Genomic DNA, 17190 nt, shown 5'->3' on the forward strand with positions numbered 1-17190 from the left:
TTGATCATATTAAAATATCCGATGAATATCAGTTTATTTATACTCGAGAATAGTCTTTTCAATAATCTTCACGCAATCCAGCAATTGTTCTTCAGTAATGACCAATGGTGGTGCAAGTCTGATAATGTTACCATGTGTAGGTTTTGCCAGCAATCCGTTTTCTTTCAGCTGCAGGCAAAGATTCCATGCGGTAGAGCTATCAGGTGTATCATTGATCAGAATAGCGTTTAAAAGGCCTTTTCCTCTTACTTTGGTAATAAGGTTTGTCTTTTCAATAAGCTTCTCTATTTCAGCTCTGAAAAGCTTTCCTAATTCTTCTGCTCTTTCAGACAGTTTTTCGTCAGCTACTACATCCAATGCGGCTACTGCTACGGCACACGCAATAGGGTTTCCTCCGAACGTGGAGCCATGCTGTCCCGGTTTGATAACATTCATAATGTTGTCATTCGCTAAAACAGCAGATACGGGATACATACCTCCGGAAAGTGCTTTCCCTAAGATCAGGATATCCGGTTGTACATCTTCATGGTGGCAGGCAATCAGTTTTCCTGTTCTTGCAATACCTGTCTGAACTTCATCAGCAATGAAAAGGACATTATATTTTTTACATATTTCAGAAGCATTTTTAAGGAAGTTTTCATCAGGAACATACACTCCGGCCTCTCCCTGAATTGGTTCTACTAAGAACGCAGCAATATTTCCGGCTTCTCTGCTTAATACTTCTTCCAATGCAGTGATATCGTTATAAGGAATTTTGATAAATCCTGGTGTAAAAGGTCCGTAATTCTGGTTGGCATCAGGATCATTAGAGAAAGAAACAATTGTTGTTGTTCTTCCATGGAAATTGTTTTCGCAAACGATAATTTTCGCTGCATTTTCTGCAATTCCTTTTACTTCATAACTCCATTTTCTGGCTAATTTTACCGCTGTTTCCACAGCTTCAGCTCCGGAATTCATTGGTAAAACCTTGTCAAATCCAAAAAGAGTGGTTATTTTCTGTTCATATTCTCCTAATTTGGAGTTGTAGAATGCTCTTGAAGTTAAAGCCAGCTTTTGTGCCTGCTCTACCAGTGCTTCAACAATTTTAGGATGAGAATGTCCTTGGTTTACAGCAGAATATGCTGAAAGAAAATCATAGTACCTTTTGCCCTCCACATCCCAGACGAAAACACCTTCTCCGCGATCCAGAACTACTGGAAGGGGGTGATAGTTGTGCGCTCCATGTTTGTCTTCAAGGTCAATAAAATACTGTGAGTTTTTTGTTTGTTCTGCTGTTGACATATTGTTGTTTTTTACAAATTTACACAATATTAATGATACCCATAAACAAAAATAGAATTGAGTATAAGGCTGTGATTAGAGTATCTCATCAATACATGTATTTCCCTAGACATACCGTCAGCAATGACTTCAAAAAAGCATAAAAAAATCATATTTTTTCACTTTTTAAAAATTTAGGAATTGTATTTGCTATATACATCCGAATACAATAATGTATATTCTTCAAAGGCGGCATTTTTTCGAAATTTGCATAATAGAGATAAATGACAAAGATTGGTCTATAAAATTCAAATTTAGACTTATCTTTGAAAGATTAAAACTATTTAGAATGACCTTAAGAGAGATAGTACATATTTCCTTATTAAACAAAACGTTGTGATGAATATAAGTGGTTTAATCATAACATATAATGAAGAAAAAAATATACAGGATGTCCTTGAGTCTTTTGATTTTTGTGATGAAATAATTGTGGTAGACTCTTTTAGTACGGATAAAACTGTAGAAATTGCAAAGAAATTCCCCCATGTAAAAGTGATTCAGAATAAATTTGAGGACTTTACAAAGCAGAGAAATTTAGCTCTTGATCATGCAACCAACGACTGGGTATTATTTTTGGATGGTGATGAAAGAATTACTCCGGCCCTGCAGCAGGAAATTATCGGTGAGCTGAACAAACCCGGGCAAAAGGATGCCTATTATTTTTACAGGAAATTCTTTTTTGCCCAAAAACCGATTCACTTTTCAGGAACACAGTCTGATAAAAACTTCAGGCTATTCAGAAAATCGAAGGCCAGATATATGGCGGGAAAAAAGGTACATGAAACTCTGGAGGTTAACGGAACCATCGGTATTTTAAAAAATAAATTACTCCACTACTCCGTTTCAGATTATGAATCTTATAGAAAAAAGATGATTCATTACGGAGTTTTAAAGGGGAAGGAACTGGCTGCAAAAGGGAAAAAGTACAGTGTTTTGGTTCAATATCTTAAAACAGCTTTTAAATTCTTTAAGGCCTATATAATGAGACTGGGTATTTTAGACGGAAAAGAAGGCTATCAATTATCTTATCTGCAGTCTTTAAGCGTTTATGAAACCTATGAATCATTAAAAAAAGAGCAAAATTAGTTAAATGAAGATTTGTATCATTAGTTATGATTTTTGGGATTATGATAAGTATATTGTTGAGACATTATGCAAAAGAGATATTGATGCTCATCATATAAAGATCAGTAGCGTTACTCATTCCAACTTCAATGAAAGAGCTGTAAATGCTTTAAGCAAAACTTTTTTAAATAAAAATCTCAAGACTGAAAAAAGACAGAAATATGTTCTGGATTCTCTGGAACAATTAGGCCATCAGGATCAGATTCTGGTGATGAATCCGGATACATTTGATCTTTCTACTCTCAAAAAAATTAGAAAATATACAGATCGTCTGTTGACCTATCTTTATGATAATCTTGAAAGAGTTCCTGTAGAAGATAAGCTGTATCTTTTTGACAAAGTATTCTCATTCGACTATGTTGACGTCAAAAAGCACGGGTTCGAAAAGTTAACAAACTATATTTATCTTCCCCATTGTTCACAGGAAATCCAACAGCCTGAAATGGATCTTTTCTATATTACATCTTATGATAACAGAAGAGTTTCATTAATAAAATTACTGGCTAAAAAGCTGATTGAACAGGGATTAAAATTCCAGATTATGATCATTGGTAAAAAATCCTGGAAGCATCAGCTGACCAATATTTTCATGACGGTACCGAAAAATCTTTTTCTGATTTTCAGTATCAAAAAAATTCCGCATAACGATCTTCCAAAGTATTATAAAAACTCTAAAGTTTTACTGGACCTTATGCGTGAAGGGCAATACGGGCTCAGCTTCAGGGTTTTTGAAGCCATGGCTCTGGATAAGAAAATCATTACTGATAACGAAGCCATTAAAACCTATGACTTTTACAATCCCAATAATATTTTGATTTTAAACAAAAATATTAGTAATCTTGACAAATCTTTTTTTGAAACACCCTACGAGAAAATTCCGGAAGAAATCTATTACAGATACACTTTGGATAGTTGGGTGAATAAAGTTTTTGAACTTGATACTAAAAACTGACAAATGGGAATCTTAAAAAAAATAAAAAAGCACTTCGAAAGAAAAGAAAAACTTAAATATCTTCAGTCTAAGGATATCGTCAACATTAATCTGTATGATGCTTCCCAAAAAACGATCCTGTTTGCATCAAGAGATTTCCCAGCCCATGATAAAGAATCCGGGGCTAACAGACTGAAAGAACTTATACTTATTTACAAAGAATTAGGATACAACTGCATTATATTCGCTCCTCATATGTTTGAAGACGATTCTTATGTGAAGTTTTATCAGCAGCGCAATGTTATCGTTTACATAGAGAACACTAAGTACAGGAATATCTATGATTTCCTGTCTTCTTTTAAAAAGATAGATTACGTTTGGTTCAACGGGCCTCTGGCTCTGAATCTTTTTTATGAAAAAATGAAAGCCGTTTTATCTTCTGCCAAATTTATTTATGATATGGTAGACATTCATTTTTTAAGGTTTAAAAGAGCCATAGAACTGGAACCTACCCGTATTTCATTAAAGAAGAATTATAAACATTTTTTTCGCCTGGAAACAGTTGTTGCACCACAACTGGATTATATCATTGCCATATCTGATAAGGAGAAAGCAATTATGAGCCAGTATGCAGATAAAAATAAGATCATTACAGTATCTAATATTCATTATCCCAAAATTGATATTTCTGAAAGAAAAAGTTTCAGTGAAAGCAAAGGAATTACCTTCATCGGATCTATCCACGAGCCAAATATTGATGCGGTAAAGTTTCTCTATGAAAAAATAATGCCTATTGTCTGGAAAACCAATCCTGAACTGGAAGTAAGCATCATTGGGAATGTCGCTGAGAAACTTGATCTTAAACTATTTCCTAAGTTTAAATTTTTAGGCTTTGTGGAAAGAATTGAAGAGCATTTTATGAATTCCAGAATTATGGTTGCTCCCTTACGGTTTGGAGCTGGAGTAAAAGGAAAAATAGGACAGGCATTTGAATATTTCTTGCCTGTAATCACAACAGATATCGGAGCGGAAGGAATGAGACTCACCAACCATAAAAATGTATTGATAGCGAATGATGAAAATAGTTTTGCTCAGGCAATTCTACAATTAAATAATGATGAAGAGCTTTGGAATACATTAAGTCAAAATTCTATTGACAGTCTGAAACCATTTTCCATTGAGTCCGTAAGTTCTACATTGAAAAAAATTTAATTAAGAATGGATAATTCTTTTTTTTTAATCAGCATTATTGTTCCGTGCTACAACGCTTCTTATTATGTAAAAGAAGTACTCGAAAGTATACAGAGCCAAACTCATTACAATATTGAATGTATTGTTATTAATGATGGCAGTACAGATAATACTCTTGAAATCATCAATTGTTTTTCAGACGAAAGATTCCATATATACAACCAGAAAAACAAAGGTCTTTCAGATACTCGAAATTTCGGATTGGAAAAAGCCTCCGGAGATTTTATTTTTTTCTGTGACAGTGATGATCTTCTTCCTTCTAATGCCTTGGAATCACTCATATCTGAGTATACAGGTAAAGAGGATATTATTGTGGGAAAAACATCAACCTATTCATGGGAAGAGAAACGAAACGTTTCATTCTTACCTCAGCCTAAAGAAAAACAACGCTTAGAAAATAAAAATACGGAAGTCCTGCTTAAAAAAATAACGGAAGACTTAAGTCCAATTGCCCAGAATAAATTATATAAATCTTCATTTTTAAAAGAAAATAATCTCACATTTTTAAGTGGAATTTATCACGAAGATGAATTATGGTTCTTTGAAACGATGTTCCAGGCAAAGAATGTTGTCTTTATTCCTGATATTACTTATTTCTACACTATCGACAACGCACAGTCCATCACTAAAAAGAACAGTGATAAAAATCTTTTAGGATACCTAAGTGTTATTCAAACGATATATAACAACTACTATTTACAATATCCTGAACAAAGCAATATTGCCTACTATATTGCCTACTTAAAGAAAATTATTATTGGAAATTACAAGCATCATTCAAACTATTCCAATACAGCAATTCATAAGATGGAAACGGTATTCAAAGAAGTTAATCCTAAATTCAATGATAATATTTCATTGAAAAGTATTGAGAAAAAATATTTCCGGTATATTAATACCCTCAGTTTAAAAGATGCTGAGACCATAAAAAAAGAATATTTCAATAATCCTGTCAACAGTCTCAGAAAATACTACAAAATATTAAGATTCAGTATACTTAACTTAAATTAAAAAAGTGAAAAAAAGAAAATTTCTTTTGGTAATGCCTGACTATTCCGATTTTCCAAAGCTATTTTTAGAGAACTTGGAGAAGGAAGGTTTTGAACCCTATTTAATCACAGACAATGTTTCAGGATTTAAATACAAGGGCTGTGAAAGCATAAAAAATTTTTTCATTAAAAATATTCTTAGAAATAAAGAGTATAAACAATATCTTATTCAAAAGCATTTTCTCGATGAGCTGAATAAAAACCTTTCTGCCATTACGGAAGAATTGGATTATGTCCTGGTGATTCGTCCGGATAATTTCCCAATTTCATTTATAAAGAATCTAAAAAGTAAAACCCAAAGATTAATTGCTTATCAATGGGATGGTATTGAAAAATTTCCAGAGATCAGAAACTATTTCAATTTATTTGATATCTTCTTTTGTTTTGAAAGAGTAGAATCTCAGCCCAATATTCAACCTATTACTAATTTTTATTTTGATCACCTTCCTTCTTCTGAAAAAAAATATAATGCAGAAAAGCCTAAGCTTTACTTTGTAGGTTTATATTGGAAAAGCCGTGAAGAAAAAATTAACCGATTTATTGATGAAGTCTCAGGTTTATCTATTGAACTTTCTATTTTCATTCAATATTTTCAGGAACCTGAAACGAAAAATGATAAAATACAATATATTCAAAACAGAATTAGTTTCCGAGAAAATCTGGATCTTGTTAAAAGTTCAGACATTCTTTTGGATTTTGTTGATCCATTACACAACGGACTTTCCATTCGTTTCTTTGAAGGAATATACTATAAGAAAAAAGTAATTACGGATAATGTGACGGTTAAAAAATACGATTTTTACCATCCTGATAATATCTTTGTTGTGGAAAATAATAATTATAAAAATATTGAACAGTTTCTAAAAAAACCTTATTTTACATTATCAGATGACATTGTAAAAAAATATGGTTTCAGTAATTGGATCAAAAAAATCATAACATAAAAAATAAGCTTTATTGATAAAAGCTTTCTTTATTTAATCTTTAAATCCTAAATAATTTATAATATTATTGATATTCTTTTCCTGTTGCCCAACTGAGAACTTAGCAAGTGGTAGTGCGCTGTTACTATGAAGAGTTTTCCACAAATTTTCATCGTAATATAGTTCCAATATCTTATTTGCGAAATGCTGCGGATCTTCATTGGAAACAAGGGCTGTTTTTCGATCTTCCAGATCCATTCCTTCCGCCCCAATTGATGTAGTGACTACAGGCAATCCAAACTCCAGAGCCTGCCCTATCTTTCCTTTCACTCCAGCTCCATATCGTAGAGGAGCAACAAATATTCTCGAATTTTCAAACCAGTAATCTACACTCTTCTGATAGCCTAATATCTGAAACTTCTCAGAATTATATTTTCCTTTAATCTCTTCGGGAAAATGTGGTCCTAAAATATATACTTTAATAGAATCGTCTTTGGCCCAAACTAAAGGCATTATATCTTCATACAAAAACTTGACGGCATCCATATTGGGCATGTGATAGAAACCTCCAATGAATAAAACACCTTCCCGAACAGAATAATCCATATCTCTGCATTCTACAGGTTCATGAATATTACTAACAGTAAAGATCTTTTCATTTTTGATCCCTTGGCCCGAGACAATTTTCTTTTCTTCATCACTGATGGAAATAACCACATCTGACTTTTGCATTCCAAAATATTCCTTTTCCTTAAAGAATCTCATCTCTTTTTTACGGGACTTTGTCACTTCAATATATTTGTTTTCTCTCTCCATTCTTAGATAATGAAGATCGACCATATCATAAATAATCTTCTTTCCGGAGATATCATTTTTAATTTTCCCATACCAAAAATCAAATCCAATCGGTCTGAAAATCCAAACAATATCTACATAATGAAGAGCTTCTTTCACTTGATCCAAAACTTTTACAATTTTGTTCTGAGCATTTACATAGTCTTTACAAACTTCTACACCAATGCTCCGAAAAAAATCAACGTAGATATCATCCTCTTGGTTGGGTTGCTGAATCCCTAAAATAACTCTATGATTATTTTTTTGCAGAATCTTTACAATTTCAAGAAACCTTCTTGAGCCAGAATCCTTATCAGGTTGTGGCATACGTTCCTCCAGAATAAGAATATTGGGCTTTTTATAAAATCTATTAATATTATTTCTTCCTTCATTATCCAGAAATCTTGAATCAGTAAAATACGAATCCCATCTATTCATAAAGACAGTTCTGTTTTTCTGAAGCAAAAGTTCCTTTCCATTATCTTTTCCAGTATAAGAAACATTTTCAAAATGAACAATTTCCGATTTAGGCTGATAATAAATATCCAGCTTCTGCTCATATTTCAAGCGTTGGCATAGATCTGTTTCTTCATAATAGGCAGGTAAAAAAGCTTCATCCAAAAGATTAAGTTTTCCATCAGTATCAGTTCTATGTAATAACAAACTACATCCTGAACAATAATCTACTTTTCTTAAAAAGTTATATTTTGGAGTATCAATAGCTTCACCTCTTCCTAGATTAACAATTTCGGTATTATTAAAAATAAGACAGCCCGCCTCTTGCAATGTATTGTCTGAAAATACCATTTTAGAGCCAACTGCACCTACATTTTTATTGTTCTTAAAAACCTCCAACAGACTGGATAAATAGTTTTCCTGAACTTCTACGTCATTGTTCAACAAATAAATATATCTTCCTCTTGCCTTCCGAATTCCTTTATTTATATTTCTTAAAAATCCTAAATTTTCAGTATTATTAATAATTGTAATTCCGGGAACTGTATCCAGATACTTTAAAGTTTCATCTGAGCTGTTATCATTGATAATAATAATTTCTTTTGATACGTCTTTATCATACTGTTCAATTGTATATAAACAATTAAGAGTATATCTGATCTGATTGTAAACAGGAATTATGATAGAAACTTCTGGCTCATTTTCATAAATAAAGCCAAATGTATGTTTTTTAAAAAAGTCGAGTTCAAAATGATTGATCTTTAGTTTTCTCTTATTATTGATAAAATTCCGATCCTTTATTTTATTTTTAAAAAACCTTTTAATTCCCATTTTAAATTTATTATTTTGTCCTGCCTTTTTAGAAAAACAAAATTAAGCATTTATTGTAAACTATGAGAGTAATAAGTTGGTTATCTTTTGTTCCTGGAGTGCAATAAATTCACTTCTGTTTATAAGATTTGATTAATCAACAAAATCATTTAATGCCTAATAAATACCGAAAACTTTAAAGGATATTGATTTCCGTTAATCAAAACATATATGGAAGCATTGTATTCAAAAACAGTAATCTTATTATGAAAAAAAGAAAGATATATTTTGTTTGCCCATCAGTTTCTGTACCTTTTGGGGGTATAAAACAAATTTATAAATATGTAAATATTTTAAACAATCATGGTTATAATGCTACTGTTTTATTAAAAAAAAAGAGAAAAAGAGATAATATATGGTATCGTGACACAAAAATATCTTATCATTATGAACTTTTAAAAAACATAGAAAATAGTAATAACCCTAAAGAACATAAAAATAGTTTTTACGAAAGATTAAAACTGTTCTATAACAATTTATTTTCACATCCCATAGAGAAAGATGCGCTATTTGTTTTTCCGGAAATATATGGAAAATCATTCCATAAAACTATTCCCAATCATCAGTATGTAATACTTAACCAGAATTGCTACTACACCTTTCAGGGGTATGGATTTGATTATAATGAAAAGAATCCTTATTTAGATAAAAATTGTTTAGGAACTATTGTAGCATCAGAAAATGCACAAAAATATTTTAATGTTGTATTTCCTGCTCTTGGTCTATATAGAGTCCGTTTAGGAATTGATACCCATATTTTCAGTTTTGAAAATAAAAAAAAGAAAAAAATTGCTTTTATGCCAAGGAAACTTGCTGAGGATTCTTTACAAGTTATTAATATTTTAAAAGCACGAAAAAAGATGGATGATTGGGAGTTTTTCCCAATTGACAATATGGATGAACAGGAAGTTGCAAAACATTTAAAAGAATCCGTATTTTTTTTAAGCTTCAATCATAGAGAAGGCTTTGGGCTTCCTCCTATAGAAGCTATGTCTTGTGGATGTTTTGTAATCGGTTACTCTGGACAAGGAGGAAAAGAATATTTTAAAGAAGAATTTTCTTGCCTGGTTGAAGAAGGTAACATTATTGATTTTGTTGAAAAAATAGAAAGCCACGCATTAGAATATCATGAGAATCCGACTCTTTTTTCTGAAAAAGGGAAAATAGGGTCACAATTTGTGATGAAAAATTATTCCTTGGAAAATGAAACACAAGATTGGATCAGTACGTGGGAAAAAATAATTTCCCAATGCTAGAGTACGATATTCTTTACAAAAGAAACGCTATATTAGGACGAGACAAACTGCATAAAAAAGCTAACCTTTTCGGCTAGCTTTTTTTATACTTAACTTTTTTTATTAAATTATTATTTTTTATTTGCCCAAACAACACTACCGTTGTTGTTGTAAATCACAATATTTCCATCATTCTGAACTGAAAGTCTTTCAATATTTGATGAGCTTATACCTGTACTGTAAACAGGTTTATGTGAAGAATCATAGACTACCAGATTTCCATCTTCCTGAAAAATAGCGCTTCTTCCACTTCCTGCTGTTGCCGAAGACCAGATATCTTTTTTAGTTCCGTTACTATACATTACCAAATTACCATCTGTCTGGAAAATTAAATAATAGTTATAATTTTCAGAAAATATCTTTTGTCCTTTTACAAATCTAAATCCTTTGTAAATATTACCATTATTATAACTTCCTGTATTAGAACCTCCGTTTCCACCGAAATTGTTTCCGTCAGAACCTCCCTTAGAAGACCACAAAGCATTTCGTCTCCTGTTATAAATTACAAGATTGCCATCATCCTGCATCTCAAGGTTGGCTGCATTCTTGTTGGTGGTGTTGGTACTGAATAAGGGTCTGTTTGAAGAATTATAAACGACAAGATTACCATCTTCCTGAAAAATAGCCCTTGAACCTTCACCAGGAGTCCTGGAACTCCATTCCGGCTGATTCTGGCTATTATAAACTACCAAATTTCCATCATTTTGAAAAATCAGAAAGTGCTGATTATTTCGGGAATAGTACCTTCTATCCTTTACCAAATTAGTGCCAAGTGTAATATTTTGAGCCATTATACAAATTCCTGCCAATAGCCCAAACATTGCTAATAAATGCTTTCTCATAAGTTTATGTTTTTTATTTCCTTATGTAAAGATAAATAATAAAAATCATACTTCTATTTACCCCATCAAAATTAGTTGTAAAAGAAAAAATCCAACATCAATTTAACATTTGCTTAAGTCCATATATGTACACCCTGGAAAAGGAATAATTAACAGCACATTATTATAATCAATGAAAATGAATACAAACAGTAAGGCAGTACTATCTTTTAATGGTAAAAAAATATATCATATTATTTATCATTAAAAACCGTCTCAAAACTGAGACGGCTTGTAGTTATAGAATATCAATATTTTTAATTAATAAGCATAGAATTCAATTCCCTCCTTAATATAACCTGAAGGTGTTACGCTGGATCTTGAATAATAATGATCTTTACCGTTCCAATATTGGTAGATAGGAACTGTATTAGGCTGCTGAGTAGCAAAAGCATTAAACTCGATTCCTTCATCTACATATCCCGGATAATATCCCGGAGTTTTTGTATAGTAATGATCTTTACCATTCCAGTATCTGTAGATAGGAACTGTATTGGGAGCTTTGTACAAGAATGCGTGAAACTCTGTTCCTTCAAAAGAATATCCGCTGTAGCTTCCAGCAATTTTTGTATAGTAATGATCTACTCCGTTATAATATCTGTAAATTGGAATGGTGTTAAATTCTAAATACACCTTATTATCAATCAGATATTGATCTACATAGGCTTTAAGCTGAGCTTTTTTAGCAGGGTCTTTTACAAAGTCATAAATAATAATCAACCCGTTGCTTCCAAAGTCAACCAAAACAGAATTATTTACATTTGAGCTGTTCTGCCAATTGGAAATATTAACTTTAGTATTGGTCTGATCTAGGTTCAAATCTCCTACTAAGCCTTTTGAAGGATCCCCGCCTCTGGTTTTGTAAGTCAACTTTTTAGAAAAATTCATGTGGTATTCAGAAGTATTCACATCATTATCCACATTCACATTAAAAATATTCAGCATTCCTGCCTTTATTCCGATTCTGGCTGCCTTATCACGAGTCTGGCTCGTTGTTTCAGACTGGAATAAAATATCAAGTTTTGCTCCTGTATAAATATCCGTCATTACGTGAGTTCCATAATCCTGAACAATCTGCTGCGGAGTTTTTGTCTGTAAATCCTGAGCAAATTCAGGAGTTATATAATCACCCAGCATATCGGTAGTAGCATTGAATCTTACTCTTTTCTGTTTGATCGTAAGGTTATAACTTCCGTAGATATATTTTGCATCAAACTTATTGTTGGTTGTTACCGCTGAGCCAAAACCTACAGAAAGTATTTTTTTAAACAGTGGAAAATTAACTGTTGCATCCACTTTGGTTGAAACCATTTTAGAGTAAGCCTCAGCATTTTCACCATAATCTTCGGAGTACTCCTGAGAGTTTGTGTTTTCGCTGATTAATCTGTTGGCTTGCTCCAATTTAAAACGATCAATATCAACCACCTTAAAACCGGCAGCTGTTGCATTGGCATATTCACCGGTAACATTATAACCATGTCCCAGAACATCATAAATTCCGTCTCCCGCAAATTTGGAAGCAGATAAGCGATTATTAGCTTTTACCGCAGGGCTTTCAGGGGTTGTCTCGCTATTCAGTTCTTCCGTTGAACATGAACTCATAAAAAGCATCAGCAGACTACTGAAGCAAAATAAAATTTGTTTTTTCATAGATTATTAAAAAAGTTTCAGCAAATATAATATTCATCATCAAGTGAAAAAAATAAACACCTAATGATTTATATCAATATTAAGTGAATTTAATAATTATTTAAATAATACTGAAAACGGGTTTAATTATAAACAGAAAATGAGATCTTAGTTCGTAAAATAAATTACCATTCTCAAAATAGGAAATTTTATTAAATAATTAATTGAGATATGCGGTATCTATACAAAATAAATAGTTTACATTAAAAACTAAACTTATGTGATATTATAATCATAGTGTAAATTTTTATTAAAATAATATTAACAACACAAATAATCACTATATTAAGAATTAAAAATACTCGAAAACCCCTTATATTTATAAGATATATCTAAAATACTAATGCTAAATTAATCACAATTAAAAGAAATAAATCTTATATTTGTTTCTATAAAAAATTAAAAAATGCAAAAATTTTTAAAAATTTCTACCTTAGCCTTCGCTACATTAGCTATTACCTCATGTTCACGAGAAAACGATTCATTGACAGAGCAACCACCTATACAAACTGTCGAAAAAATGAACGTTCAGGAGAGGATTTCATTGACGAAGACGGAGGTACTTGCTGAAAGCCAAAGAATGTCAGGCCTTAGTGCCGGGCAATCCTTAGTTTTAAAATATGGAAATGTAAACTTACATTTGGATATGCAATTTGATTCTAATTTAGTGCTCTATGCAAGTCCCATTAATTATTGGGGACCGGTACCTTATCCAGTAAAATGGGCTTCAAATACAGATTTTGGAACCGGATTATACCAACCTTATTTATCAGCTCAAAGCGATGGTAATTTGGTATTATACAAGGCGCAGCCCTATGTAGCAGGAAACGCTATCTGGGCAACAAATACAGATTCGGAATCAGTATCAAATCCAAGATTTAAACTTCAAATCATAAAAAAAACCAATGCAATAACCGGGACTAAATATTATGCAACTTTTATTCTTGAAGGAAACAATTATGAAAGGCACGAAATTGCCGTAGAAGAAATTACAGATATCTACTAAATAAAAACTTTCATCATATAAAAATACTATCTGTTTTTCAGATAGTATTTTTTATTATCACAATTCAAACTTTATCCTATGAAACAATTTATTTTTCAAGTTACTTTAAGTAAATTTGCAAAAATTAAAATTGAAATGGAGAAAGTAAGAGTACGTTTTGCTCCAAGTCCTACAGGACCATTACATTTGGGAGGCGTAAGAACCGCATTATATGATTATCTTTTTGCTAAAAATCAAGGGGGAGAATTTGTATTGAGAATTGAAGATACAGACACGGCCAGATATGTAGAAGGAGCTGAAGAATATATTGAAGAAGCTTTAGAATGGTGCGGAATCATTCCTGATGAAAGTCCAAAGAAAGGAGGAAAATTTGCTCCTTACAGACAGTCTGAAAGAAGAGACATCTACGACAGATATACTGAGCAGATCCTGAAGACAGACTATGCTTACATTGCTTTTGATACTGCAGAAGAACTGGATGCAATGCGTGCAGAATATGAAGCGAAAGGTGATGTTTTCTCTTATGATAATAAAACAAGAAACCGTTTAAGAAACAGCCTTGCCCTTTCTGAAGAAGAGGTTCAAAGGTTATTAGACGAAAAGACGCCTTATGTAGTACGGTTTAAAATGCCTGTTGACAGAGTATTAAATCTTGAAGATATTATTCGTGGAAAATTTTCAGTCAATACCAATACTTTAGATGATAAAGTTCTGGTAAAGAATGACGGAATGCCAACGTATCATTTTGCCAATATTATTGATGACCATGAAATGGAAATCTCCCACGTGATCCGTGGAGAAGAATGGCTTCCATCTTTAGGACTTCACACTTTATTATACGAAGCAATGCAGTGGGAAGCACCACAGTTTGCCCACCTTTCTTTAATCTTAAAACCTGAAGGAAAAGGAAAATTAAGCAAAAGAGACGGAGATAAATTCGGATTCCCGGTGTTCCCGCTTGATTTCAAAGATCCTGCTACCGGTGTGATTTCTAAGGGATACAGAGAAAACGGATATCTTCCTGATGCTTTCATTAATATGGTTGCATTATTAGGATGGTCTCCTGCAGATGATAAAGAAATACTTCCTCTGGATGAAATGATCAGGGAATTTGATCTTCATAAAGTACATAAAGCGGGCGCAAGATTCAGCAAAGAAAAATCTGAGTGGTTCAACCATCAGTATATTCAGATGAAGTCTGATGAAGAGCTTCTTCAAATCCTGAAAAACACAGATCTTGATCTTTCCGGTGTATCTGATGAAAAACTGTTGAAAGTAATTCATCTGATGAAAGAAAGAGCCACTTTCCCGAAAGATATCTATGAAAACGGCAAATTCTTCTTCGAAGCTCCTGCTTCGTATGATGAAAAAGCATCAAAAAAAGCATGGAATGAAGAAACATCGGCAATTTTAGGTGAATTGGCGACTGCTTTTGAAACGACAGACTTTGTGGCTGAGACATTAAAGCAGACCATGCATGATTTCGCGGAAAACAAAGGATTAGGAATGGGTAAAGTAATGATGCCGTTACGACTATCTTTAGTAGGAGAATTGAAAGGACCGGACGTTCCGGATATTCTGGAAATCCTTGGTAAAGAGGAAAGTATCTCCAGAATAAACAATGCTGTAAATAATTTTAAATAGAATAACCATAATTTTTCATACATTTGAAAGATTTAATTTACTTCAAGAAATGGAATATTTAAGTTTCGAACTTCCTATCAAAGAATTGATGGATCAATACCAGACGTGTTCTTTAGTAGGAGAAGAAAGTGGTGTTGATGTAAAATTAGCATGCAGCCAGATTGAGGATAAGATTTTAGAAAAGAAAAAAGAAATCTATGGAAATCTTACACCTTGGCAAAGAGTACAACTGTCCCGTCATCCGGATCGTCCTTATACATTGGATTATATTAACGGAATGGCAGACAAAGGCAGTTTCTTAGAACTTCATGGAGACAGAAATTTCGCTGATGATCCGGCAATGATTGGAGGATTGATTACCCTTGATGGTCATAAAGTAATGATCATAGGGACTCAAAAAGGAAGAACGACCAAAGAAAGACAGCACAGAAGATTTGGGATGCCAAATCCGGAAGGATACAGAAAAGCTTTAAGATTAATGAAGCTTGCTGAAAAGTTCAATATCCCTGTAGTAACTTTAGTAGATACACCGGGAGCTTATCCAGGGCTGGAAGCTGAAGAAAGAGGACAAGGTGAAGCTATTGCAAGAAATATTTTTGAAATGGTTCAGCTGAAAACTCCAATCTTCACGTACATCATCGGAGAAGGTGCCAGTGGCGGAGCATTAGGAATAGGTGTAGGAAATAAGGTATATATGTTGGAAAACACATGGTATACAGTAATTGCACCGGAAAGCTGCTCTTCTATCTTATGGAGAAACTGGGATCACAAAGAAGATGCAGCCAATGCATTAAATCTTACTCCGGCAGATGCCTTAAGAGAAAAGTTCATTGATGGTATCATTGAGGAACCGCTTGGAGGTGCTCATTATGATCAGGAAACAACCTATCTGAACCTGAAAAATTCAATTTTACAAAATATCAAAGCTTTTTCCAAATTTACAGGACAGGAGCTTGAAACCCAGAGACAGGACAAATTCATTGCAATGGGCCAGTTCAAAGGATAAAAAATAAAAAAGGTTAAGAATTTTTTCTTAACCTTTTTTATTTAGTTTTCTTCTGTTTCTATTCTGCAACATTCAGTGCAATTTCAATATCCTGGGTGATTTTCTTCAAAGAAGAATATTTGGCATCACAAACCATTGTTGTCAGCACGTATTCCCCTTTATCTACCAGAATAAAATTTTCTCCTTTGGCAGGTACACTGAGATTATAATATTTTTTACCACTTATCTTTACAATAAGATTGCAGGTGGATCTGTTTTTAATATTGATATATGCTTCGTTTTTATTAATATCATTATTAAAAAGGTGGGTAAGCATTGCTGCTGTTCTTTTATTTTCTTCACTGGGTCCTGCTTTAGAATTACCGGCATTTTTTGCAGAATTCACTGATGCAAAGGTAGTTGTTCTTCTTTCTTCTTTTAAAGCTTCTATAGCAGCTGCTGTATTATTAGAGACAGGTTTTCCATTAGCTGTATATGTTTTTTTTGCGGCCATCGTCTTTCCGCTGTTCAATTCATTATTTTTAACGATATTTTCAATTTTTTCTTTGCTGATTGGTTTTATGGTAGGTTTTGCTTCCGGAGAATTCCCTGCCATGATAATATCAATCAGTTTTCTTTTAAAATAGTCTGTTTTAGCATGTCCGGGATTCTGCTTCAAAAAGCCGGCAATTACCCTTGCCTCTTTTGAGATCTCGGCTTCCTGTTCGGTATAGATGATTACAGTTTCTTTTTCAACAACTGCTTTAGATTTTGTTTTTTTCTTTTTTTGAGAAAAACCTAGTGCAAAAATGCATATAAATAGAAGGAAGAAGATTTTTTTCATTAATCAAACCTTTAAAATAGTATTAAATATATTAATAACGTGAAAAGTCATTTTTTAGTTTATCATTAAAATCATTATCTTTGCACT

At 32.7% G+C, this 17190-nt stretch carries 14 protein-coding genes; 9 read left to right on the forward strand and 5 right to left on the reverse strand.

All coding sequences use genetic code 11. From position 1 onward, the window contains the following. Positions 1-33: 33 nt before the first annotated feature. Complete coding sequence (gene rocD / locus JNG87_RS02745; RefSeq protein WP_202841571.1) at positions 34-1281, reverse strand: ornithine--oxo-acid transaminase; 1248 nt, start codon at positions 1279-1281, stop codon at positions 34-36. 378 nt (positions 1282-1659) lie between these two features. Here rocD and JNG87_RS02750 point away from each other — a divergent pair, with 378 nt between their 5' ends. Genes JNG87_RS02750 through JNG87_RS02770 form a run of 5 tightly spaced genes read left to right on the forward strand, consistent with a single transcriptional unit; the run spans position 1660 to position 6620 of the window. After that, entirely contained in the window at positions 1660-2406 is a 747-nt protein-coding gene (locus tag JNG87_RS02750; protein ID WP_202844176.1) for a glycosyltransferase family 2 protein, read from the forward strand. A 4-nt stretch (positions 2407-2410) separates the two neighbouring features. Beyond that, complete coding sequence (locus tag JNG87_RS02755; protein ID WP_110011465.1) at positions 2411-3397, forward strand: hypothetical protein; 987 nt, start codon at positions 2411-2413, stop codon at positions 3395-3397. 3 nt (positions 3398-3400) lie between these two features. Beyond that, the gene (locus JNG87_RS02760) at positions 3401-4588 is read left to right on the forward strand and encodes a glycosyltransferase family 4 protein (protein WP_202841572.1); all 1188 of its coding nucleotides are present in this window, start codon (positions 3401-3403) and stop codon (positions 4586-4588) included. A 6-nt stretch (positions 4589-4594) separates the two neighbouring features. Then, positions 4595-5638, forward strand: a complete 1044-nt coding sequence (locus JNG87_RS02765) for a glycosyltransferase family 2 protein (protein ID WP_202841573.1) — start codon at positions 4595-4597, stop codon at positions 5636-5638. A 4-nt stretch (positions 5639-5642) separates the two neighbouring features. Beyond that, positions 5643-6620 (forward strand): hypothetical protein, encoded by a 978-nt coding sequence (locus JNG87_RS02770; protein ID WP_202841574.1) that lies wholly within the window; start codon positions 5643-5645, stop codon positions 6618-6620. A gap of 33 nt (positions 6621-6653) precedes the next feature. Here the strand turns inward: JNG87_RS02770 and JNG87_RS02775 are convergent, their stop codons facing one another. Beyond that, complete coding sequence (locus JNG87_RS02775; protein ID WP_202841575.1) at positions 6654-8720, reverse strand: glycosyltransferase; 2067 nt, start codon at positions 8718-8720, stop codon at positions 6654-6656. Between the two features lie 245 nt (positions 8721-8965). Between JNG87_RS02775 and JNG87_RS02780 the strand changes: the two genes are divergently transcribed. After that, on the forward strand, positions 8966-10015 hold the full coding sequence (locus JNG87_RS02780; protein ID WP_110011470.1) for a glycosyltransferase: 1050 nt from the start codon (positions 8966-8968) through the stop codon (positions 10013-10015). A gap of 110 nt (positions 10016-10125) precedes the next feature. On the opposite strand, the gene JNG87_RS02785 is transcribed toward JNG87_RS02780, so the two are convergent. Continuing rightward, complete coding sequence (locus tag JNG87_RS02785; RefSeq protein WP_202841576.1) at positions 10126-10896, reverse strand: hypothetical protein; 771 nt, start codon at positions 10894-10896, stop codon at positions 10126-10128. Between the two features lie 300 nt (positions 10897-11196). Further along, the gene (locus JNG87_RS02790; protein ID WP_202841578.1) at positions 11197-12585 is read right to left on the reverse strand and encodes an MAC/perforin domain-containing protein; all 1389 of its coding nucleotides are present in this window, start codon (positions 12583-12585) and stop codon (positions 11197-11199) included. Between the two features lie 445 nt (positions 12586-13030). Here JNG87_RS02790 and JNG87_RS02795 point away from each other — a divergent pair, with 445 nt between their 5' ends. The 3 genes from JNG87_RS02795 to JNG87_RS02805 all read left to right on the forward strand — a co-directional run bounded on the left by JNG87_RS02795 (position 13031) and on the right by JNG87_RS02805 (position 16280). After that, on the forward strand, positions 13031-13630 hold the full coding sequence (locus tag JNG87_RS02795) for a hypothetical protein (RefSeq protein WP_202841580.1): 600 nt from the start codon (positions 13031-13033) through the stop codon (positions 13628-13630). A 135-nt stretch (positions 13631-13765) separates the two neighbouring features. Continuing rightward, positions 13766-15274 (forward strand): glutamate--tRNA ligase, encoded by a 1509-nt coding sequence (gene gltX, locus JNG87_RS02800; protein WP_137905666.1) that lies wholly within the window; start codon positions 13766-13768, stop codon positions 15272-15274. 49 nt (positions 15275-15323) lie between these two features. After that, complete coding sequence (locus JNG87_RS02805) at positions 15324-16280, forward strand: acetyl-CoA carboxylase carboxyltransferase subunit alpha (protein WP_110011474.1); 957 nt, start codon at positions 15324-15326, stop codon at positions 16278-16280. Between the two features lie 58 nt (positions 16281-16338). Here JNG87_RS02805 and JNG87_RS02810 read toward each other — a convergent pair whose 3' ends face one another. Further along, entirely contained in the window at positions 16339-17103 is a 765-nt protein-coding gene (locus tag JNG87_RS02810; RefSeq protein WP_202841581.1) for a DUF6759 domain-containing protein, read from the reverse strand. Between the last annotated feature and the right edge of the window lie 87 nt (positions 17104-17190).

This window comes from Chryseobacterium cucumeris (genome assembly GCF_016775705.1).
Lineage (GTDB): Bacteria > Bacteroidota > Bacteroidia > Flavobacteriales > Weeksellaceae > Chryseobacterium > Chryseobacterium cupriresistens.